Annotated in this window: 23 protein-coding genes; 5 read left to right on the forward strand and 18 right to left on the reverse strand. The window is 67.1% G+C overall.

The annotated features are described in order from the left end of the window. The first annotated feature begins 61 nt into the window (after positions 1 to 61). Positions 62 to 283, forward strand: coding sequence for a DUF3329 domain-containing protein (locus E0E05_RS11475; protein WP_131616836.1), 222 nt, complete (start codon positions 62 to 64; stop codon positions 281 to 283). Between the two features lie 3 nt (positions 284 to 286). Here the strand turns inward: E0E05_RS11475 and E0E05_RS11480 are convergent, their stop codons facing one another. Genes E0E05_RS11480 through E0E05_RS11500 form a run of 5 tightly spaced genes read right to left on the reverse strand, consistent with a single transcriptional unit; the run spans position 287 to position 4,345 of the window. Then, positions 287 to 1,735 carry a mannitol dehydrogenase family protein gene (locus tag E0E05_RS11480; RefSeq protein ID WP_131616837.1) on the reverse strand — a complete coding sequence of 483 codons (1,449 nt, stop codon included), beginning with the start codon at positions 1,733 to 1,735 and terminating at the stop codon, positions 287 to 289. Between the two features lie 30 nt (positions 1,736 to 1,765). Beyond that, positions 1,766 to 2,230, reverse strand: coding sequence for a Fur family transcriptional regulator (locus E0E05_RS11485; RefSeq protein ID WP_374729320.1), 465 nt, complete (start codon positions 2,228 to 2,230; stop codon positions 1,766 to 1,768). Between the two features lie 52 nt (positions 2,231 to 2,282). Beyond that, positions 2,283 to 2,699, reverse strand: coding sequence for a Fur family transcriptional regulator (locus E0E05_RS11490; RefSeq protein WP_131616838.1), 417 nt, complete (start codon positions 2,697 to 2,699; stop codon positions 2,283 to 2,285). Beyond that, the gene (locus tag E0E05_RS11495; RefSeq protein ID WP_131616839.1) at positions 2,689 to 3,507 is read right to left on the reverse strand and encodes a metal ABC transporter permease; all 819 of its coding nucleotides are present in this window, start codon (positions 3,505 to 3,507) and stop codon (positions 2,689 to 2,691) included. The genes E0E05_RS11490 and E0E05_RS11495 overlap by 11 nt, the downstream gene beginning before the upstream one ends. Further along, the gene (locus E0E05_RS11500) at positions 3,497 to 4,345 is read right to left on the reverse strand and encodes an ATP-binding cassette domain-containing protein (RefSeq protein WP_131616840.1); all 849 of its coding nucleotides are present in this window, start codon (positions 4,343 to 4,345) and stop codon (positions 3,497 to 3,499) included. The genes E0E05_RS11495 and E0E05_RS11500 overlap by 11 nt, the downstream gene beginning before the upstream one ends. Before the next feature lie 150 nt (positions 4,346 to 4,495). Here E0E05_RS11500 and E0E05_RS11505 point away from each other — a divergent pair, with 150 nt between their 5' ends. Then, a complete protein-coding gene (locus E0E05_RS11505; protein ID WP_131616841.1) occupies positions 4,496 to 5,557 on the forward strand; it encodes a zinc ABC transporter substrate-binding protein in 1,062 nt (353 codons plus the stop codon). Here the strand turns inward: E0E05_RS11505 and pcaD are convergent. The 11 genes from pcaD to uxuA form a co-directional block, all read right to left on the reverse strand. Continuing rightward, positions 5,554 to 6,357, reverse strand: a complete 804-nt coding sequence (pcaD, locus tag E0E05_RS11510; protein ID WP_131616842.1) for a 3-oxoadipate enol-lactonase — start codon at positions 6,355 to 6,357, stop codon at positions 5,554 to 5,556. The genes E0E05_RS11505 and pcaD overlap by 4 nt on opposite strands. A 4-nt stretch (positions 6,358 to 6,361) precedes the next feature. Further along, positions 6,362 to 7,447 (reverse strand): Gfo/Idh/MocA family protein, encoded by a 1,086-nt coding sequence (locus E0E05_RS11515; protein WP_131616843.1) that lies wholly within the window; start codon positions 7,445 to 7,447, stop codon positions 6,362 to 6,364. Positions 7,448 to 7,450: 3 nt separating this feature from the next. Next, the gene (locus E0E05_RS11520; protein WP_131616844.1) at positions 7,451 to 8,473 is read right to left on the reverse strand and encodes a Gfo/Idh/MocA family protein; all 1,023 of its coding nucleotides are present in this window, start codon (positions 8,471 to 8,473) and stop codon (positions 7,451 to 7,453) included. A 3-nt stretch (positions 8,474 to 8,476) separates the two neighbouring features. Next, the gene (locus E0E05_RS11525; protein WP_131616845.1) at positions 8,477 to 9,517 is read right to left on the reverse strand and encodes a Gfo/Idh/MocA family protein; all 1,041 of its coding nucleotides are present in this window, start codon (positions 9,515 to 9,517) and stop codon (positions 8,477 to 8,479) included. Then, entirely contained in the window at positions 9,517 to 10,635 is a 1,119-nt protein-coding gene (locus tag E0E05_RS11530) for an ABC transporter ATP-binding protein (RefSeq protein WP_131616846.1), read from the reverse strand. Before E0E05_RS11530 ends, E0E05_RS11525 begins: the two co-directional genes overlap by 1 nt. 21 nt (positions 10,636 to 10,656) lie before the next feature. Then, entirely contained in the window at positions 10,657 to 11,664 is a 1,008-nt protein-coding gene (locus E0E05_RS11535) for an NAD(P)-dependent oxidoreductase (protein ID WP_158629353.1), read from the reverse strand. A gap of 5 nt (positions 11,665 to 11,669) precedes the next feature. Continuing rightward, entirely contained in the window at positions 11,670 to 12,746 is a 1,077-nt protein-coding gene (locus E0E05_RS11540; protein WP_131616848.1) for a carbohydrate ABC transporter permease, read from the reverse strand. After that, positions 12,746 to 13,777 (reverse strand): carbohydrate ABC transporter permease, encoded by a 1,032-nt coding sequence (locus E0E05_RS11545; protein WP_131616849.1) that lies wholly within the window; start codon positions 13,775 to 13,777, stop codon positions 12,746 to 12,748. The genes E0E05_RS11540 and E0E05_RS11545 overlap by 1 nt, the downstream gene beginning before the upstream one ends. Positions 13,778 to 13,871: 94 nt before the next feature. Then, positions 13,872 to 15,158: an ABC transporter substrate-binding protein gene (locus E0E05_RS11550; RefSeq protein ID WP_131616850.1), complete on the reverse strand. Its 1,287-nt coding sequence runs from the start codon at positions 15,156 to 15,158 to the stop codon at positions 13,872 to 13,874. A gap of 112 nt (positions 15,159 to 15,270) precedes the next feature. Beyond that, the gene (locus E0E05_RS11555; RefSeq protein WP_131616851.1) at positions 15,271 to 15,951 is read right to left on the reverse strand and encodes a GntR family transcriptional regulator; all 681 of its coding nucleotides are present in this window, start codon (positions 15,949 to 15,951) and stop codon (positions 15,271 to 15,273) included. Further along, a complete protein-coding gene (uxuA, locus tag E0E05_RS11560; protein WP_131616852.1) occupies positions 15,938 to 17,149 on the reverse strand; it encodes a mannonate dehydratase in 1,212 nt (403 codons plus the stop codon). Before uxuA ends, E0E05_RS11555 begins: the two co-directional genes overlap by 14 nt. A gap of 74 nt (positions 17,150 to 17,223) precedes the next feature. On the opposite strand from uxuA, the gene E0E05_RS11565 reads away from it, so the two are divergent. After that, positions 17,224 to 18,159, forward strand: a complete 936-nt coding sequence (locus E0E05_RS11565; protein ID WP_131616853.1) for an alpha/beta hydrolase family protein — start codon at positions 17,224 to 17,226, stop codon at positions 18,157 to 18,159. Positions 18,160 to 18,301: 142 nt separating this feature from the next. Here E0E05_RS11565 and preA read toward each other — a convergent pair whose 3' ends face one another. Beyond that, positions 18,302 to 19,612 carry an NAD-dependent dihydropyrimidine dehydrogenase subunit PreA gene (gene preA, locus E0E05_RS11570; RefSeq protein WP_131616854.1) on the reverse strand — a complete coding sequence of 437 codons (1,311 nt, stop codon included), beginning with the start codon at positions 19,610 to 19,612 and terminating at the stop codon, positions 18,302 to 18,304. A gap of 83 nt (positions 19,613 to 19,695) precedes the next feature. Between preA and E0E05_RS11575 the strand changes: the two genes are divergently transcribed. Then, positions 19,696 to 19,926, forward strand: coding sequence for a type II toxin-antitoxin system HicB family antitoxin (locus E0E05_RS11575; protein WP_131616855.1), 231 nt, complete (start codon positions 19,696 to 19,698; stop codon positions 19,924 to 19,926). A 7-nt stretch (positions 19,927 to 19,933) separates the two neighbouring features. Further along, positions 19,934 to 20,164 carry a type II toxin-antitoxin system HicA family toxin gene (locus E0E05_RS11580; RefSeq protein WP_131616856.1) on the forward strand — a complete coding sequence of 77 codons (231 nt, stop codon included), beginning with the start codon at positions 19,934 to 19,936 and terminating at the stop codon, positions 20,162 to 20,164. Positions 20,165 to 20,177: 13 nt separating this feature from the next. On the opposite strand, the gene E0E05_RS11585 is transcribed toward E0E05_RS11580, so the two are convergent. Continuing rightward, entirely contained in the window at positions 20,178 to 20,552 is a 375-nt protein-coding gene (locus E0E05_RS11585; RefSeq protein ID WP_131616857.1) for a VOC family protein, read from the reverse strand. Positions 20,553 to 20,724 lie beyond the last annotated feature (172 nt).

Genomic DNA, 20,724 nt, shown 5'->3' on the forward strand with positions numbered 1-20,724 from the left:
AGGCGGTTGGCGCTTGCCTTCGGGCGTCCGACCGGCCAGTTGAAGGGCGGCGGAGAGATCCATGGGTTCGTTTTTCGACTTCAACCATCCCTTCTTCAGACCGCTCTGGCGGCGAATCGCCGTCGTCGGCGTCTGCGCGACATGGGGCGCGTTCGAGATCTGGATGGGCGCGACGGGTTGGGGCGTCCTCTTTCTGGGGCTCGCCGCGCTCTGCTTCTGGGGCCTGTTCATCCGCTTCAATCCGCGGACACAAGGGGAGGAAGGCGACAAGGACAGGCGCTGACCCCTATGGCGCGAGTGCCGCACTCACCCCCTTGCGGTCGAGCATGACCACGGCCTCGGCGACGGCATCGGCGAAGGCGATATCCTCGGCGAGCGCGCCGAACACGGCCTTTTCGCGGACCATCTGCCGCGCGAACCCGGCCATGTCCGGCAGGACCGAGGCGGCAAGATCGGTGAACCGGTCAGCCATCGGATCATCCACCTTGCCACCCGCGTGGCCCACGTAGGCGATCCACGCCCCGACCGCCCTTGTCAGCGCCGTGTGCGCGAGCCCCCGCCCCCGCCGGTCGGCGATCGTCGCCAGCAGGCGCTGCGGCACCTTCTGGCTGCCGTCCATGGCGATCTGCGCGGTCCTGTGGCGCAGCGCCGGGTTGAGGAACCGCGCGGTGAGCGCATCGCAATAGCCGGTCAGCTCGTTCCGGCCCATGGCGAGCGTCGGCATGACTTCGTCCCACAGCGCGGCGACGAACCGCGCCAGCGCCGGATCGCCCATCGCATCGGACACGGTCTCATGGCCGGCGAGCTGTCCGAAATAGGCGAGCGCCGAGTGAGCGCCGTTGAGCATGCGCAGCTTCATCGTCTCGAACGGGGCGACATCGGCGACCATCTGCGCCCCGGCCGCCGCGAAGTCGGGCCGATCGGCGGAGAACGCGTCCTCGATCACCCACTGGCTGAACGGCTCGGTGATGACCGGCCATGCGTCCTCAAGCCCGGTCAGCGCGGCGATCTCGGCCCGGTCGTCATCGGTCGTTGCCGGGACGATCCGGTCGACCATCGTTTCGGGAAACGCCACCTCGCTCTCGATGAACGCGGCAAGCGCCTCCTCGCGTGCTGCGGCGAACTGTGCGACGACGCGCCGGACGGTCCGCCCGTTCGATGGAAGATTGTCGCAGCTGAGCACGGTGAAGGGCGCCACGCCGGCCGCGCGTCGCGCCCTGAACGCCTCGGCCAGAAGGCCCGGCACTGTCGACGGCGTTCCGGGCGCGGCCAGATCGGCGCGGATGCCGGCATGGGCCGTGTCGAGATCACCGGTCGCCGGGCTCCGGCAATAGCCCTTTTCGGTGACGGTCAGCGACACGATCCGGATCGCCGGGTCACACATGCGGGTCAGCAGTTCGGCCGTGCCCTTGTCCGAATAGACCACTTCGCACAGCGATCCGATGATGCGCGCCCGTGTCGTGTCACCGTCCCGCACCGCCAGCGTGTAAAGCCCGTCCTGTGGCGCCAGCGCATCGCGCATGTCGGGCCGCCTCAGACTGGCGCCAACGATCCCCCAGCCCGGGTCCGCCGCGAGGCAGTCGTCGACATAGACGGCCTGGTGGGCGCGGTGAAAGTTGCCGATCCCCAGATGCACGATACCCGGGGTTACCCGCGCGCGATCATAGCCGGGCTGCTCGACATCCTGGCGGGCACGGGCAAGCGTTCTGGCCGACAGGCGCGGCACGTCGTTCATGGCTGGTCCTTCGGGGTCCGCCGGTCCGGGTCAGGCCCGCTTCTTCTTGCGGCCGTAGAGTTCGAGCTTGTGGTAGACGATGTCGTAGCCAAGCTCTGCGGCGATCTCGGCCTGGAGCCGCTCGATCTTCTCGGAGCGGAACTCGATCACGTCGCCGGTCTCCAGATCGATCATGTGGTCGTGATGGGGCGAATCGGCGGTCTCGAACCGCGCCGGCGCGCCCTCGAAGCTCAGGCGCAGGATCACGCCCTTGTCCTCGAGCACGCTCAGCGTCCGGTAGACGGTCGACAGCGACACGGTCGGCTCGATCTCGCTGGCCCTCTGGAACAGTTCGTTCGCATCGGGATGATCGTCCGCATCGGCGAGCGTGCGCAGGATCGCGCTGCGCTGCCGTGTGATCCGCACGCCCGCATCGCGCAACGCGTCCTCAAGTTCGCCGGCGCTCATCGGCTTGGAACTGATGGGATCGGCGCTGACGGTCCTGGATTCGATCATGGTCCGAGCCTCGCCCAGTTGCGAAGCATGTGCAAGTCCCAGTTGGGAATCATCAGGCCGCGCAGTCCGCGCAAACCCCCCGCATCTCGACCACCGATGCGCGAAGCTGGAATGCCGCCTCGGCAGCCAGGCGGTTGAGTTCATCGCCCATCGTGCCGTCTTCCAGCTCGCGCACATCCCCGCAGCGGTCGCAGATGGCGAACGCGATCGTCTCGTGCGCTTCACCGTGTCCGTGGCGGCAGGCGACATAGGCGTTCAGGCTCTCGAGACGGTGCACCAGCCCCTCGCCGACCAGTTTCTCGAGCGCACGGTAGACCTGAAGCGGCGCGCGGAAGCCATCATCGCGCAGCGCGTCGAGGATCGCATAGGCGCTCAGCGGACCCTGCGCGCTGGTCAGCGTGTCCAGCACCAGCCCCTGATTGCGCGTCAGCGGCGGGCCATCGCCAGCGGGTCTGGTTTCAGCGCTCATCGACGGACCTCCGGGCTCTGGCGATACGACCGAACGGCAGCAGGCTTACGGCGAAAAGCGTGACCGCCGCAACCACGATGGACGGGCCCGAGGGCGTGTCGAACTCGAGCGAGCCGAAAAGACCGAGCACCACCCCGGCAACGCCGACCGCCGCGGCGATCAGCGCCATCTGCTCGGGTCCGGTCGAAAAGCGCCGTGCGGTCGCGGCCGGAATCAGCAGCATGGCCGTGATCAGGAGCGCGCCGACGATCTTCATGGCGATCGCCACCGTGACGGCCAGCAGCACCATCAGCGCAAGATCCGCCCGCCCCGGATCCATCTGCTCGGCCCGGGCGAGGTCGGGGCTGATGGTTGCGGCAAACAGCGACCGCCACGTCATCAGCAGTCCGGCCAGAACGGCCGCGCCGCCCAGATAGATCACCGCGATATCGGTGCGCGAAACGGCGAGGATGTCGCCGAACAACAGCGCCATCAGGTCGACCCGCACCCAGGTCATGAAGGCGAGCACGACCAGCCCGATGGCGAGCGTTGAATGCGCCAGCAGGCCGAGCAGCGCGTCCGAGGACAGGCTGCGCCGCCGCTGCAGCGCCAGCAGAGACAGCGACACGCCGAGCGCCATCGCGAAGACGCCGAAGGTCGTGTTCAGTTCGAACAGGATCGCGAGCGCCACGCCGAGCAGCGCGGCGTGCGAGAGCGTGTCGCCGAAATAGGCCATGCGCCGCCAGACGATGAAACAGCCCAGCGGGCCGGCGACGAGGGCGACGCCGACGCCGGCGACCAGCGCCCGCACGAAGAAGTCATCGAGCATGGCCGCCCTCTCCGTGTTCCGCGCCGCGGTCCTCGCCGGCGTCGTGATGATGGCCATCGTCGGGATGGCAATGGTCGGTGATGGTCCCGTCGGCATGGCGCACGCGCCCGTCGGGCAGATGCGTGTGATCGTGATGATGCTTGTAGACGGCCAGCGCCTCGTCGGCGCGCGGGCCGAACAGGCGCCTGTATTCCTCGCTCGCGGCCACCGCCACCGGCGTGCCCTCGCAGCAAACATGGCCGTTGAGGCAGATCACCCGGTCGGTCGCCGCCATCACGACGTGCAGATCGTGCGATATCAGCAAGATGCCGCAATGCCAGTCGTCGCGGATGCGTGCGATCAGTTCGTAAAGGGCGATCTCGCCGGTGAAGTCGACCCCCTGCACCGGTTCGTCCAGGACAAGCAGATCGGGCTTTCGGGCGAGCGCCCGCGCCAGCATGACGCGCTGGAACTCGCCGCCCGAGAGCGTCTGCAACTGCGCCCGGCGCAGCCCGGCGCTTCCCGTCGCTTCCAGCGCGGCCTCGATTTCGTGTTCGGACGGGCGCGCCGTCAGCGTCATGAACCGCTCGACGGTCAGCGGAACCGTCCAGTCGAGCGCCAGCGTCTGCGGCACGTAGCCGACCGTCAGCCCGGGCTTGCGGGTGGCGGTGCCCGCATCGGGTCTGATCAGCCCGAGCGCCATCTTCGCCGTCGTCGACTTGCCCGACCCGTTCGGCCCGATCAGCGTGACGATCTCGCGCGGGCGCACGGTCAGATCGACGCCCCGCACCAGCCAGCGGCCGGCACGCTCGATCCCAGCGCCTTCCAGGCGCACAAGCGGTTCAGCAGGTTTGAGCATGTGTCGGCTATCCTCGGGCCGCGGTCGCATCGGGCGCGCAGACGACTTGTCAACGCTTATCCCACACGCTATTCCATGACGCAATCTGTTACAATATAACGTTACGGTTCCTTTGTTCCGCTCGCTCATCGGCACTGCCAAGGAGACACCATGCCCACACGCCGTTTCGCCGCAAGTCTTGCCCTTTCCACCGCCCTGGTCGCCACGCCGGCGTTCGCCGCGCCGGACGTGGTCGCCTCGATCAAGCCGGTCCATTCACTGGTCAGCGCCGTCATGGACGGCGTCGGCGAGCCGGACCTTCTGATCGAGGGCGCGGCCTCGCCGCACGGCTACAATCTGCGGCCCTCGGAAGCGGCCGCCCTTCAGGACGCCGATCTGGTGTTCTGGATCGGCCCGGTCCTCGAGACCTTCCTCGATGGCACGCTCGACACGCTGTCGGCCGACGCCACGCACGTCGCGCTGATGGAAACGGACGGCGCCACGCTGCTGGAGTTGCGCGAGGGCGGCGCGTTTGAAGCCCACGATCATGACCATGATCACGGGCATGGCGCGGACGACCATGCCCATGATGACGACCATGACCATGACGATCACGCCCACGACGACGATCACGCCCACGATGATCACGCGCATGATGATCATGCGCACGACGACCACGACCATGCCGAACACAGCCACGATGACGGCCACGTCCACGACGCACATCTCTGGCTCGACCCGCAAAACGCGACAGCCTTCGTCACCGCGATCGAGGCCGCGCTGTCGGAGGCCGATCCCGAAAACGCGGCCGCCTACGCCGAAAATGCAAGCGCCACCATCGAACGGCTGAACGCACTCGAAGCCGATGTCGCCGCGCGGCTGGCGCCGCATGCGGAGACCGGCTTCATCGTCTTCCACGACGCCTATCAGTATTTCGAGAACCGGTTCGACCTGTCGGCGGCCGGTGCGATCACCATCAACCCCGAAGTGTCGCCGGGCCCGGATCGGCTGCGCGAGATCAAGGAGCGGATCGGCGAACTGGGCGCGGCCTGCGTGTTCGCCGAGCCGCAGTTCGAGCCTCGGGTCATCGACGTGGTCACCGAGGGCACCGAGGCGCGTTCCGGCGTTCTCGATCCGCTCGGCGCGACGCTGACCCCCGGCCCGGGCCTCTACTTCGAACTGATCGGCGAGATGGCGTCCGCCTTCGAGACCTGCCTGTCGGAGACCGGTTAACCGGTCCCCTTCCCTGGCCCGCCGAGAAAGGCGCGGATGATGTCGGCGAGCGCGACGGGCTGCTCGACGCAGGGAATGTGCCCGCAATCCTTGATCACGTCGAAACGTGCATCGGGGATCGCCTTGGCCATGGCGGCGACCAGATCGGGCGGTGTCGAGCCGTCCTGGTCGCCGACGACGCAGGACGCCGGCACGGTCAGCGTGCGCGCCACGTCGGTCAGGTCGGCGTCGCGGATCGCCGCACAGGTGCCCGCATAGCCCGCAACCGGCTGGCGCGTGAGCATGTTGCGATAGCCCTGATATTCGGCATTGTCCGGCCGGCGGAAGTCGGGCGTGAACCAGCGCTCCATGACCGGATCGGCGAGCGCCGCGAGGCCTTTCTCGCGCACCGTGTCGATCCGGTCGTTCCACAGCTTTTCCGTGCCGATCTTCGGCGCGGTGTCACACAGGATCAGCGAGCGGACCAGATCGGGCCGGTCCCGGAACAGGCCGAGCGCGATCATCCCGCCGACCGACAGCCCGCAGACCGTCGCCTTCTTCACGTCCAGATGGTCGAGCAGGCCGGCAAGATCGGCGACATGATCGTCCATCGCATAAGGCCCGTCCGGCGCGTCCGACAGGCCGTGCCCGCGCTTGTCGTAAAGGACGATCCCAACCTCGCCGACAAGCCGCACGATGACATCGCGCCAGATGCGGAAGTCCGTGCCGAGCGAATTGGCGAAGACCAGCACCGGCCTGCCTTCCGGCGCGCCGATGATCTGATAGTGCAGCGTGATCCCGTTGATCTGGGCAAATTGCAAGGCGTCAGGCTCCTTTGGGGATGTCCGGCGTCCAGTCCGAACAGATCGGATCGGCCCGGTCAAGCGGCAGGGCCACCATCGCCCCGCCGCGCGCCGCCTTGTAGACGCCGGCGACCAGTTCGATCGAGCGCACCCCGTCCTGGGCGGTGACCATGGCCGCCTCGCGCCCTTCCAGATGGTCGGCGATCGCGGCGAACTGGCCCGCATAGCCGACCGGCCTTGCGTCGATCTCGTCACCACATTCGGCCAGCGCCGCGTCGATCTCGGCCTGTTCGAGCGGCGCGCGCGCCTCGAACGTCCAGTCGTCGGCCCCCGGCGCATAGGGATTGCGGCCGCTTTCGGCCGTCAGGGTTTCGAACACGAACCGCAGCCGCGACGTGTCGCGCGCCCCGCCCAGCGTGATCGACGACGTCACCAGCGCACCGCTCTGACAGCGCATGGCCAGCGCGGCGCAGTCCTCGGTCTCGATCGAATTGACGCGCGTGTCGGCGATGGCGCCGATTTCGGTCACCGGCCCCAAAAACCTGGTGATCAGATCATGCGCGTGGATCGCGTGGCCGAGCACCGCCCCGCCCCGCTCGCTCTCCCATTTGCCCCGCCAGGGCACCGCGTAATAGTCCGCGCCCCGGTTCCAGTGGGTTTCGAGCGTCGCCACCAGCGGCCGGCCGGTCAGCCCGCGCCTCTGCAGTTCGGCAAGCTGATAGAGGCCGCGCCCGTAGCGGTACTGGAACACCGGCGCCAGCAGCCGGCCGGCTTTGCGGGCCGCCTCGGCCATCGTGTCGGCCTCGATGACCGAGCCGGCGAGCGGTTTTTCGCAGATCACATGCTTGCCCGCTTCCAGCGCCGCGATCGCCACCGGCCCGTGCAGGTGCGGCGGCAGGCAGATGTCGATCACGTCGATCGCCGGGTCGGCGATCAGACCGTCCAGATCGGCGGTGACGGCACAGCCCGGCGCCTGCGCGGCGATGTGGTCGGCCCTGGCCGCATCGAGGTCGCACACGGCGGCGACCTGCCACCTGTCCAGCAACTGAAGGTAGCCCGCCATGTGCTGCTGGCCGATCCCGGCTCCAAGAATCGCGACGCGCAGCATGGGTCAGCCCTTCAGATGGCCAAGGCGCGCCGCCTGCGCCTGCGCCTTGAGCGCCAGTTCCATCACCTTGAAGCAGTGCCTCTGGCTCATCGCCGTCTCGGTGCGGTCGCGCACGTCGGCGGCGAGCCGTTCGAAATAGGTCAGCTTCTCGGCCGAAGCGTCGAAGTACTCGTACCGCTCTCCATTGACCAGAAAGACGTGATCTGTCCCCGGCCGCCCGCAGATGTCGACATATTTGCGCATCTCGATCGTGCCCTCCGTCCCCAGGATCGTCAGCCGGCCGTCGCCCCAGGTCGGCAGCGCGTCGGGCGTGTACCAGTCGACGCGGATATAGCCGCTGCCCTTGTCCGAGCGCAGCAGGATCTCGCCGAAATCCTGAAGGCCCGGATTGTCCGGATTGGCGAAATTGCCGACCGAGGACGCAACGATCTCGGCATCGTCCGAGCCGGTGAAGAACAGGAACTGGTCGATCTGGTGGCTGGCGATATCGGTCAGCACGCCGCCATACCGGTCTTCGACGAAGAACCAGTCGGGCCGCGTGGCCCGGTTGAGTCGGTGCGGGCCAAGGCCGACCGTCTGCACCACCGTGCCGATCGCGCCCTCGGCGACCAGCTCGGCCGCCTTCTGGTTGGCCGGCACCTCGAAACGCTCGGAAAAGTCGATCGACCAGATCCGGCCCGTGTCGGCGACGGTCGCCCTGATCGCCTCGAGCTTGTCGAGCGTCGTGCAGCCGGGCTTGTCGGTCATCACGTCCTTGCCCGCATGCATCGCCTCGACCGCCCGGTCGGCGCGGCGGGCCGGAATGTCGGCAAGCAGGATCAGGTCGATGTCCGGATCGTGCAGAAGGTCACCGCGCTCGGCAACGCGCGGCACGTCCGGGAACCGTTTGACGAAGCCCTCGACCGGCTGCGGATCGCCCTCGGTCCACCAGCCCTTGCAGGTTGCGCCCGCATCCAGCATGCCCTGCAACTGGCCGTAAATGTGGCGGTGATCGACGCCGATCACCCCGACCGTCAATTCGCTCATGGATCAGTCCCTGTTGTTGATTTCGACCGCGCGCCGCTCCCGCGAGGAAGCAACCAGCGCGTCGATCAGATCGTGCACCTTCAGCGCGTCGCGCCCGGTTACCGCCGGCGGCCGGCCCACTTCGACCGCATCGACGAAGTCGGCGATCAGGTCGCGGTGCCAGTCGAACGGGAACGCCATCGGGTCGGCGCCGCCGCCCGTGCCGTCGGCCGCCTCGCCGAAGGTCTCGGTGCGCCCGTCGCGCCAGTGGACCGTCAGCGTGCCCGATTGCAGGTGCGCGGCGCCCTTCTCGCAGTCGAGCGTGATCGACTCGGCCTCCCCGGGAAAGGCCGAGACCGTCGCCATCACCGAGCCCATCGCGCCGTTCGCAAAGCGCAGCCCGCCGGCGACGAAATCCTCGGCCTCCATGGTGTGGAACGGCGTCGTGCCGGCCACCGCCTGCACCTCGGCCACGGGCCCTGTGATCGACAGCATCAGGTCGAGCGTATGGATCGCCTGGCTGATCAGCACGCCGCCGCCGTCGCGTTCATAGGTGCCGCGCCCCGGCTCGTCATAATAGCTCTGCTCGCGCCACCAGGGCACCGACGCCCGCGCCAGCCCGATCGCGCCCAGATCGCCCGAAGACACAAGCTTTGCAAGCACTTGCGAGGCCTGCCGGAATCGATGCTGGAAGACGATGCCGAGCTGCACGCCGGCCTTCTCGCAGGTCTCGACGATGGCGCGCGCCGCCTCGCTCGTCCGTTCGACCGGCTTTTCCATCAATATGTCCTTGCCGGCCTTCGCGAACCGCTCGACCAACTCGGCGCGCTGGTTGGGAGGGGTGATCACGATGACGGCGCGCACGTCCGGATCGTTCGCCAGCGCCTCGATGGAGGCCGCCTCGGCAAAACCGTGCTCGGCGCAGAAGGCGGCGCGCCTTTCGGCCGTGCGCGAATAGACGCCGCGCACCGCGATGCGGTCCGACAGATCGCGCAGCGCCAGCGCGTGCGGTTTGGCCGCCATGCCGGTGCCGACGACACCGACGCCGAACGGGGCTTCTGACATCAGGCCGCCCCGTTCGCCGCTTCGGGCTCGGGCACGCCGTTGGCGATCACCTTGCCGTCCTCGCCGAACAGATGAAGCACCTCGCGCTTGAGGCGCAGATGCACCCTCTCGCCTTCGGAGACGGGGAACTGTCCGAGCTGGTGCACGGTGATCTGCGGCAATCCCTCGGGCGTGCAGAACAGATAGGTCTCGCCGCCAAGCTGTTCGGTCAGATCGACTGTCGCCGACATGTCGGCGCGGTCCGCGTCGACGATTTCGAGATGTTCGGGCCGGATGCCGAAGGTCACATTGTCGCCCGGCGAAAGACCGGAAACCGGCGGCAGCGCGATGCGATGGGTGCCGCCGGCCATCAGATCGAGACCGCCATCATCTCCCATCACCACGGACGCCTCCATCAGGTTCATGCGCGGCGAGCCGATGAAGCCGGCAACGAACGTGTTCTCCGGCCGGTTGTACAGCTCGAGCGGCGTGCCCTGCTGTTCGACGCGGCCCGCATTGAGCACGACGATCACGTCGGCGAGCGTCATCGCCTCGACCTGGTCGTGCGTGACATAGATCATCGTGCCGCCGAGCTTGTTGTGCAGCGCCGCCAGTTCCTTGCGCATGGCGACCCGCAATTCGGCATCGAGGTTCGACAGCGGCTCGTCGAACAGGAAGGCCTTCGGATCGCGCACGATCGCCCGGCCGATGGCGACCCGCTGGCGCTGGCCGCCCGACAGCGCCTTCGGCCGCCGGTTGAGATAGGGCGTGATCTGCAGCATGTCGGCCGCCTCGCGCACCCGCGCGTCGATCTCCGAACGCTGCATCTTCGAGTTCTCGAGCCCGAACGCCATGTTCTTGTAGACCGTCATGTGCGGATAGAGCGCGTAGGACTGGAACACCATGGCAAGCCCCCGCTCGGATGCGGTGACATTGTTGACCACCGCGCCGTCGATGACCACCTCACCGCCCGTGACGTTCTCGAGCCCGGCAATGATCCGCAAAAGCGTGGACTTGCCGCAGCCGGACGGGCCGACGAAGACGACGAACTGGCCCGAATTCACATGCAGGTCGATGCCGTGGATCACCTCGACATCGCCATAGGCCTTGAGCACCTTGTTGAGCTGGATTTCTGTCACCTGACCCCCGTCATCTGTCCGTTACCGGCTGCGCGCCATTGCCGCCTGGCGCGGCTCGGCCCGTTGCAGGCGCATCGGCGGCAGGTCCTTGAGGATCTGCGCCACATCGTCGAGCACCATCTCGCGCATCGCCGCATAGGTCGAGGCCATGCCCCCGGCCAGATGCGCCGTGAACAGCGCGTTCGCCGTCGCGCGCCAGGCGCTGTCCGCCGGCACCGGTTCTTCGGGAAAGACGTCGACCGCCACGCGCAACCGGCCCGAATCCGCCTCGGCAAGCAGCGCGTCGAAATCCACCACCTCAGCCCGCGAGCCAAGGACGACGCTGGCGCCGTCGCCGATCGCGGCGAGCTTTGCGGCGGACAGGAAACCTTCGTTCTCGCTGGTTGCGCCGGCCAGGATGTAGACGAACCGGCTCGATGCCAGAAGGGCGTCGAGCGACACCGGCTCAAGGCCCTGCGTCCGCAGATAGGCGTCCGACAGGAACGGATCGTGCACCGCGATCCGGCTGGTGAACGGACGCAGAAGCGGCGTCAGCGCCCGACCCAGATTGCCGTAGCCGATCAGGCCGACCGGCGCATCGAAGAGCGAATAAGCGGCGCGGTTGCCCGCTCCGCCATAGCGCTCGGTGCCAGCCCGGAACGCGGCATCGGCCGCCACGAAACCCCGCGCCAGATTGATCGCCTGCGCCAGACAGTATTCGGCCACCGGACGCCCCATGACGGGCGCCACGGTCAGGACCTGGACGCCGAGCGCCTGCGCGTGGGCATAGTCGACATTGGGCTCCCAGTTCGCCTTGACGTTGATGATCGCCTTGAGGTTCGTCGCCCGGTCGAGCCGGTCGCGGTCCATCGCCGTCTGGCCGATGATGATCGCCACCTCGTCGAGCACCGATTCCACCAGATCGTCCGGCGCCCGGCCCCCGAAATGATGGACGACGCGCCCCATCCGCCCGAGCGCCGCCTCCACATCGGGCGTGAACACCATTTCTTCGGTGCGCGGGTGGGGATCGAGAAAGATGAGCGGGCGCATGCGCGTCATTTCATGCCCGACGAGGCGATGCCCGTCGTGATGAACCGCTGCAGGAAGGCGAACACGATCGTCACCGGGATCAGCGCCACGACCGTCATCGCCAGCACGAAATGCCACTGCACGTTCAGTTCGCCCTGGAACGCGTTCAGGCCGATCTGCAGCGTGTAGACCTCCGAGCGGTTGAGCACGATCAGCGGCCACAGGAAGTCGTTCCAGCGCCACATCACCGAGAAGATGGCGAGCACGGCGATCGCCGGCAGCGACAGCGGCAGCACGATGCGCCAGTAGATCTGCCATTCGGAGGCCTTGTCCATGCGCGCCGCCTCGATCAGGTCGCGCGGAATGGTCAGCATGTATTGCCTGAGCAGGAACACGCCCGTCGGCGTCGCGCAGCCCGGTATGATCACCGCCCACAGCGTGTTGACCATCCCAAGCTGGGTGACGACCAGATAGGTCGGCACAAGGATGATGGTGATCGGGATCATCAGCGTGCCGATGACGAACAGCATCACCGCATTGCGCCCCTTGAACTCGTAGATGGCCAGCCCGTAGGCGGCCATCGAGTTGATCAGCAGCGTGATCAACGTCGCAGCCGCCGTCACGATGACCGAATTGTTGAGGTAGGTCAGGAAATTGAACGTCTCGAGCGGCTTGGTGTAGTTCTCCCAGGCGATCCGCATCTCCCGCACCGGCTCGCGCTGGTCGATCGGCACCTGGACGGTTTCGCCGGGCTCGTCGGGATCGACCATCTGCGAGACGATGCCGATGCGCCGCACCTGCGCCATCTCCCTGACGGTGCCGTCGTCGAAGGTCACCTCGAACAGTGGCAGGGGCTGGTCATAGCCCTCGACCTGCACTTCGATCTGGCCGAGCGGCAGAAGCGTCGGCGGGAACTCCTGCAGGCCGGCCTGTGTCTTGAACGAGGACAGCACCAGCCAGACGACCGGGCCGAACATCAGCGCCACGCCGAGCACCAGGTAGACGTAGGTGAAGACGTCGGTCCAGTGCAGACGGCCATTGCCGCGAGTTGCGGTCAGGATGCCGCCCAGCGTCCGGTTCGGTGTCGCCGCAACGTCCGCCATCACGCCTTATCCCTGTTACGCACCACGGCGAGTTGCAGCAGCGTCAGCACGAACAGGACAACGCCCAGCACCACCGAGGCGGCGGCCGCCAGCCCGAAATTCTGCACCTGCGATGCAAAGCCGGTCGTATAGATGTACTGGACGATGAACTGCGTCGCCGTGCCCGGCCCGCCTCCGGTCAGAACGAACACCTCGTCGAAGACCTGCACCGACTTGATCAGCGCCAGCACGATGACGACCAGCATGTTCGGCCACAGAAGCGGCAGCGTGATGCGCCAGAACACGCGCTCGGGCTTGGTGCCGTCCATCTCCGCCGCTTCATAGAGGTCCGGCGGGATCGCCTGCAGCCCGGCCAGCAGGATCAGCGTGTAAAAGCCCATATTGGCCCAGATCGACACGAAGATCGCCCAGAACATCGACCATTGCGGGTCGACGAAGAACAGGATGCGATCGAGGCCGAGCCCGACGAGCCCGGCGTTCAGCACGCCGTCGCGCAGCAGGATCCACTTCCAGATCAGCGCCACGACCACCGGCGACAGCAGCACCGGGAAGAAGAAGGCGGCCCGATAGAAGCCCCGATAGCGGATGTCGCGGTTCAGGATCAGCGCGGTGATCAGCGAGAACAGCACCATCAGCGAGACCTGGAAGAAGACGAACACCATCGTGTTGTAGATGCCGCGCCAGAACCGGTCCTCGCGGCACGTGGTCGGGTCGAGATGGTTGGCGCAGGCGGCCAGATACTCGTACTGCTCGGCGCCCACATAGGGCCGGTCGGCCAGGAACAGGTCGGTGCCGCCGGTCACCGAGAAGGCGAAGTTGATGAACAGCGGCAGCACCACGAAGGTGCCGAAGAAGATCATGTTCGGCAGGATGAAGAAGTAGGGCATCGCGCCGATGCCGAAGATCCGCTGGATGAAGCGGAAGGGCACGTCGAGAACTGTCGCAACGAGCTTGATCGGCCAGGCGGCCAGGGCCTTGGCGCGATCGGTCATGGTGACCGTTTCGGGCTGTGCGACGTCGTTGAGTGCCATGGCGCGATCCTTTTCGCGGCGCGAGCCGGGAAAGGTTCGGGCGCGACCGGCCGGCCGCGCCCGCTCGTCAGGTCAGTCGGTCGGAGACCGCCGATCAGCCATCACGCTCGCGCTCGGCGATCTGCTGGGCAACGTCCTGCTCCATCCGCTCGAAGGCTTCGTCGAGCGTCAGTTCGCCGACGATCGCCTCGCCGAGCCGCGAGATCAGCGCGTTGAACATCACGCGGTTGTTGATGTAGCCCTGAAGATCGAAGGCGATCGGCGAGATCGAAGGCACGGCCGCCGCGAACGTCGACAGTGCGTGCTTGGCGCGCGGGTCGTCGGTCTCGAAGTCGACGCCGCTCTCGGCGAGACCCAGATGGCCCGGAATGAACAGCGTGCGGGCGTAGAACTCCGAAAGGACCTCTTCGCTCGACAGCCAGTCCATCAGCATACCCACTTCCTCGGGATGATCGGTGTCCTTGAGCGCGACGAGCGCGGCACCGCCGGGCATGCCGGTGCAGGCCGCCGGGCCGCACGGCGCGGGCACTGCCCACCAGTCGAACGCATCGCCGATCGTCTCGGCGAACTGCGGGATCTGCCAGGAGCCGGACATGTACATCACGACGTTGGCGTTGGCGAAATCCTCGTTGGCGCCCAGATACTGCGAGCCGGAGACCGAGCCCCAGAGCTCCTTGGGCATGGTGCCGTCCTCGTGCCACTCGTAAAGCTTGGTGGCCATCATCTTCAGTCCGTCATCGACCAGCGCGGGCTCGCCATCGTCGGTGAACATCTGCGCGCCCATCGAAATGGCCGGGCCCGAAACGCGGTGGCCCGAACGGTCCCATGCCATCGGATAGGGCACGCCCGTGGCTTCGGCGACCTGGCTGGACGCTTCGGCCCAGTCGTCCCATGTCGCGCCCTCGCCCGGCATTTCGACGCCGGCCTGCTCGAACAGCGTCTTGTTGACGTAAGGACCGGTGACGGTGAGCTGCGTCATGAAGCCCGTGATCGCGCTGTCATTGCCCGGTTCGCGCTTCCATTCCAGGAACGGGCCGAAATTTGTCTCCCAGTATTCGGGATCGGAGATGTAGGGCGTCAGGTCGAGATAGTATTGCGCGAGCCCGCCAAGGTCGGTGACGCGCGCAAGGTCCGTGCCCTCGCCGGCGGCAAGCTGCACCGGCAGGCTTTCGAGGATCGCCTTGTAGGGCACGGTGTCGAGCACGACGGTGATGTCGGGGTTCTGCTCCTCGAACCGGTCGAGCAGGTCGCGCATCACCTCGCCTTCATTGCCGTCATTGTACCAGGTGATGCGCAATTCGGTCTCGGCCATCGCCGTGCCGGCCATCAGCGCGAAGGCGGCGGCGCCCAGCACGAAGGTCTTCGATGTGCGTTGGATCATGGTATCTCCTCCCAAAGATTTACTGGTATACTAGTACACCTTGCCGTGCCCCGCAAGCGGGCCATCGTCGTTCGAAGCGGATCGTGGCCCGGCACCGTCGGCGTTGCAAGCCCTAAATGAATACTGAATGAATGTGCTCGCGCATGTGCTTCTCGGCCGCATCGGGGTCGCCGGCCCCGATCGCCGAGAGCACGGCGAGATGCTGATCGAAGGCCGTCGCCGAGCGGCCCTTGATCGACGACATCAGTTGCAGCCGCTGGCGGTCGACATGCGCCTTCATCGACTGGATGACGCCCCAGGCGTTCGGCACGCCCGCGATCTCCGCAAGGCGCGCGTGAAACGCCTCATCGTGGCGAAAGAAGGTCATGTAGTCGTCGCGCGCGGCGGCAGCACGCTGCCGCTCGATCGTCGACGACAGTTCCGAAAGGTCGGCCCGGCGTTCGGCGAGCCGCCGCACCACGGCGCATTCGATCGCCGTGCGCACGAACACCGCTTCCTCGAGCCGCGCCTGATCGAGCGGGGCGACGACGGTGCCCACCTGCGGCCGCACGACGACCAGACCCTCGGCCGCCAGTCGCTGGATCGCCGCACGCAGCGGCGTGCGGCTGATGTCGCACAGCCGCGCGACCTCCGCCTCGGAAACGACCGCGCCCGGCGGCAGCCGGTTGTCGATGATTCGCGAGCGCAGCACTTCGTAGATCTGCGGGCCGATCGCCCTGCCCGGTTCGACCGAGACATCGGCGAACACGGTCTGGGGATCGAAGCCCGCGCGATAGGTCTCAGGCCGCGGCATGACGCGCCTCGAGCGCGGCCATCACGCCGCGCAATTCGGCAAGGCCCTTCAGCCGGCCGATTGCCGGATAGCCGGGCTGGGCCCCACGCGCGACATCGTCGAGAATGTCGTGGCCATGATCGGGCCGCATCGGGATCTGCCGGTCCGCCCGGCCCTCCGTCGCGCGCCGGCGTTCCTCGGCGAGCAGCGCGTCGACCACCGCCACCATGTCGGTCTGGCCGGCGAGATGCTCGTCCTCGACGAAGCTGCACGGCACCGTGTCGGCAGCGCGCGTCACATTGCGCAGATGGACGAAGTGGATGCGCGGGCCGAATTCGCGCACCATGGAGACGATGTCATTGTCGGCGCGGGCCCCGAACGAGCCGGTGCAGAGCGTGAGCCCGACCGCCGGGCTCGGCACCGCGTCGAAGGCATGACGCACGTCATCGGCCGTCGACCAGACGCGCGGCAACCCCAGCAACGGCCATGGCGGGTCGTCGGGATGGCAGCAGAGCCGGACCCCGAGATCCTCGGCGACCGGCGCCATCGCCTTGAGGAAGGCGACATGGCGCTCGCGCAGCCGCGCCGCATCGATGTCGCGATAATCGGCGAGCCGGGCTCGAACGTCCTCCAGCGACCAGTGCTCGGCCGCCCCGGGCAGGCCCGCCGTGACGTTGGCGGCGAGCGCCTGCTGCCGCGCCGCGCCCATCCGCGTGAACCGGTCGGCGGCCGCCGCGATCACCGCTTCGGGATAGTCCGCGCGCGCGCCGGCCCGGCGCAAGATGTGCATGTCGAAGGCGGCGAAATCGACCAGATCGAAGACCATCGCCCGGCCGCCCTGCTGCGTCGGCGCGGCGAGGTCGGTCCGCGTCCAGTCGAGAACGGGCATGAAATTGTAGCACACGGTGTGAATGCCGCAGGCGGCGAGATTGCCCAGGCTCTCGGCATAGCGCTCCAGATCACCGCGCCAGTCGCCGGACTGCGTCTTGATGGCTTCGGAGACCGGCAGGCTCTCGACCACCTCCCAGGCGAGCCCCGTCGGCGTGCCATCGGCATGCGTCGCGACCTCGCGCTGGCGCTCCTTGATGTCCTGGACCGACCAGACCACGCCCGTCGGTACGTGATGGAGCGCCGTGACGATCCCCTCCGCGCCGGCCTGACGCGCGTCAGCGACCGTCACCTTGTCGACCGGTCCGAACCAGCGCCATGTCTGTCGCATTGAACATTCCTCGGTTTCGAGAGTACTAGTATACCAGTAGATGGAAACGCAACGGCCCGAAAGGGGATGCGTGCATGGCAGACCTGACGCGCGCCGAACTCCACGTGCTGCTGCGAACCGCCGACCGGCGGGACGAAACGGCGGCGATGCGCACGGTCTCGACGACCGCCCATGACGGGTTCGACCTGCACCGGATCGCGGTGACGAGCGGAAACCGGACGCTTCCGGGCATGTTCGTCACGCCGGCCGGCACGACTGGCCCGCTGCCCGCGGTCCTTTACTGCCATGCGCACGGCAACCGCTATGGGATCGGCGCAGCCGAGTTGATGGAGGGCCGGCCGGCGCTGCAAGAGCCGCCCTACGGCCCGGTGCTCGCCCGCGCGGGCTTTGCGGTCCTTTGCATCGACATGGCCGGCTTCGGCGCGCGGCAGGCCGAAGGCACGGAAAGCGCGCTCGCCAAGGCGGCGCTGTGGCGCGGACGTACCCTGTTCGGTCGGATGCTCGATGATCTGACCGCCGCACTCGATGCGCTTGCGGCTCACCCGTCGATCGATCCGGCCCGGATCGCCACGCTCGGTCTGTCCATGGGGGCGACGCATGCCTACTGGCTCGCCGCGCTCGACGACCGCATCGCGGCCTGCGCGCACATGTGCGCGTTCGCCGATATCGGCCCGCTGATCGGGACCGGCGCGCACGATCCGCACGGCATCTACATGACCGTGCCGGGCCTTCTGGAAAAGGGCGACATGGGGGATGTGGCAGCGCTGGTGGCGCCACGCCCGCAACTGGTGGCGAGCGGTGCGCGCGATCCCCTCACCCCGCCCGATGCCTTGAATCCGGCGCTCACCCGACTGCGCCAGGCCTATGAATCGCAAGGCGTTTCGGATGCGCTGACGGTGTTGACGTCGCCGGACACCGGCCACGAAGAAACGCCCCGGATGCGCGAAGCGGTGTTGGGGTTCCTGCGGCTGGCGCTTCGCCAACCCCCACCCCTTACCCCTCCCCCATGAATGTGGGAGGGGGACACGGACACCATGCCGTCACAATCGGCTTTTCGGCCAGGCGCGGAAACCGGCAGCGCTGGTGCGGTGCTGATGCCTCCCCTCCCACATTCATGGGGGAGGGGTAAGGGGTGGGGGTTCCAAGGGATCCCTACTCCGCCGCCTCCTTGAAGACCGACGGGTTGTTGGGGTGCTCGGTCCAGTTGCCGTAGTTGGGGTCGATCGGCTTTTTCGTGCGCGGATCGACGCCCGCGATCTGCTCCATGGTGATGCAGTCATCGACCGGGCAGACATTGACGCACAGATTGCAGCCCACGCACTCCTCGTCGATCACCTCGAACTTGCGCACGCCGTCGACCATGTTGGTGATCGCCTGGTGTGAGGTGTCCTCGCAGGCGATGTGGCAGCGCCCGCACGAGATGCACAGATCCTGGTTGATCCGCGCCTTGGTGACGTAATTGAGGTTCAGATACTGCCAGTCGGTGACGTTGGGCACCGCCATGCCGCGGAAATCCTCGATCCCGGCATGGCCCTTCTCGTCCATCCATGCCTCGAGACCGGCGATCATCTCCTGGACGATCTTGAACCCGTAGGTCATCGCCGCCGTGCAGACCTGCACCGTGCCGCACCCGAGCGCGATGAACTCGGCCGCGTCCCGCCATGTGGTGACCCCGCCGATGCCCGAGATCGGCAGGCCGCGCGTTTCGGCATCGCGGGCGATCTCGGCGACCATGTTCAGCGCAATCGGTTTCACTGCCGGCCCGCAATAGCCGCCATGCGAACCCTTGCCGTCGATGGTCGGCTCGGGCGCCATGGAATCAAGGTCGACCGAGACGATCGACGAGATCGTGTTGATCAGCGAGACGGCATCGGCACCGCCGGCCTTCGCCGCCCGCGCCGGATAGCGGATGTCGGTGATGTTCGGCGTCAGCTTGACGATGACGGGCAGATCGGAGTGCTGCTTGCACCAGCGCGCGACCATCTCGATATATTCGGGTACCTGGCCGACGGCCGAGCCCATGCCGCGTTCGCTCATGCCGTGCGGGCAGCCGAAGTTGAGTTCGACCGCGTCCGCGCCGGTCTGCTCGACGCATTTGAGGATGTTCTTCCAGGGCTCTTCCTCGCACGGCACCATCAGCGAGACGATCATCGCCCGGTCCGGCCAGTTCTTCTTGACCTGTTCGATCTCGCGCAGATTGACCTCGAGGTCGCGGTCGGTGATCAGCTCGATGTTGTTCAGGCCCAGAAGCCGCCGGTCCGGCCCCCAGATCGCGCCGTAGCGCGGCCCGTTGACATTGACGATCGGCGGTCCCGCTTCGCCCAGCGTCTTCCAGACGACGCCGCCCCAGCCGGCCTCGAAGGCGCGCTCGACATTGTACTGCTTGTCGGTGGGCGGCGCCGAGGCCAGCCAGAAGGGGTTGGGCGAGGAAACGCCGAGAAAGCTGGTTGTGAGGTCTGCCATGGCGGTCTCCTTCAGGTTTGATGAGCAGGCGCGCTTGCGCTAGAATGCATCCTATTCCCCATGCCAATCAGGGTTTGTTCCAGATGAGCCGTGAGCACCGATTCACCGTCCAGCTTCGCCCCGAGCCCGAAGGCGGCTTTACCGTGCTCGTTCCGGCCCTGCCCGAGGTGGTCAGCTACGGCGCTAACGAGGCCGAAGCGATGGCCAATGCCCGCGAGGCGATTGAGTTGGCGCTTGACGTTCGACGCGATGAAGGCGAGGAGATCCCGGAGGATGTTGCGACACTCATAAGATCGCTTAGCGTCGCCGCCTAGACGAGCCATGGCGCGGCTGCCCCGGGTCAGCGGCAAGGACACGGTTCGTGCACTCGAACGGGCCGGCTTTGAATTGGTTCGCGTTCGCGGCAGCCACCACATGATGCGCAGGCCTGGCCAAGCCGGTTCGAAGGTCATCGTTCCCGTCCATGGATCACGCACCATTGCGCCCGGAACACTGAGAGACGTGCTCGACAAGGCCGGCCTTTCCGTCGACGCTTTCGTCGCTCTGCTGTGACCGGCCACCATCATCATTGCCCGGCAACCGTCTGCAGCAGGACCAGATTGCCCTCGCTGTCGTGGATCATCGCCCAGCGCACGCCCGGTTCCCAGGGCGCGTCATCGGGGCCGGAATGGATGTCGACGCCCTTCGATTTCAGATCGTCGCACACCGCGTCGACATCATCGGCAGCAAGGATCAGCGCCGGCTTGTCCTGCGGCTCGATCGTGGCGCGCTGGTCGAAATGCAGCATGGTGCGCGCGCCGGGTATCGCCATGAAGATCCAGCGGCTGTCGCCATAAGGCGCATCGCGCTCGACGCTCATGCCCAGAATGTCGCGGTAGAACGCCACGGCCCGCGCCATGTCGACCACGCCGATGGTCTGGAAATGGATGTGGGTCAGCATGGGCGTGACTTTCGTCGGGCGATTGTGGCGGGCCGCCCCCACCCCTCACCCCTCCCCCGCGAGCGTGGGAGGGGGGACATCGACATCACGCGGCCTGACGGCGCTCCGGGCCCGGCGCCGAGGCGGACGAGACAGCGCGCCGCCAAGATCTTCCCTCCCACGCTTGCGGGGG

The organism is Roseitalea porphyridii (assembly GCF_004331955.1).
Classification (GTDB): domain Bacteria; phylum Pseudomonadota; class Alphaproteobacteria; order Rhizobiales; family Rhizobiaceae; genus Roseitalea; species Roseitalea porphyridii.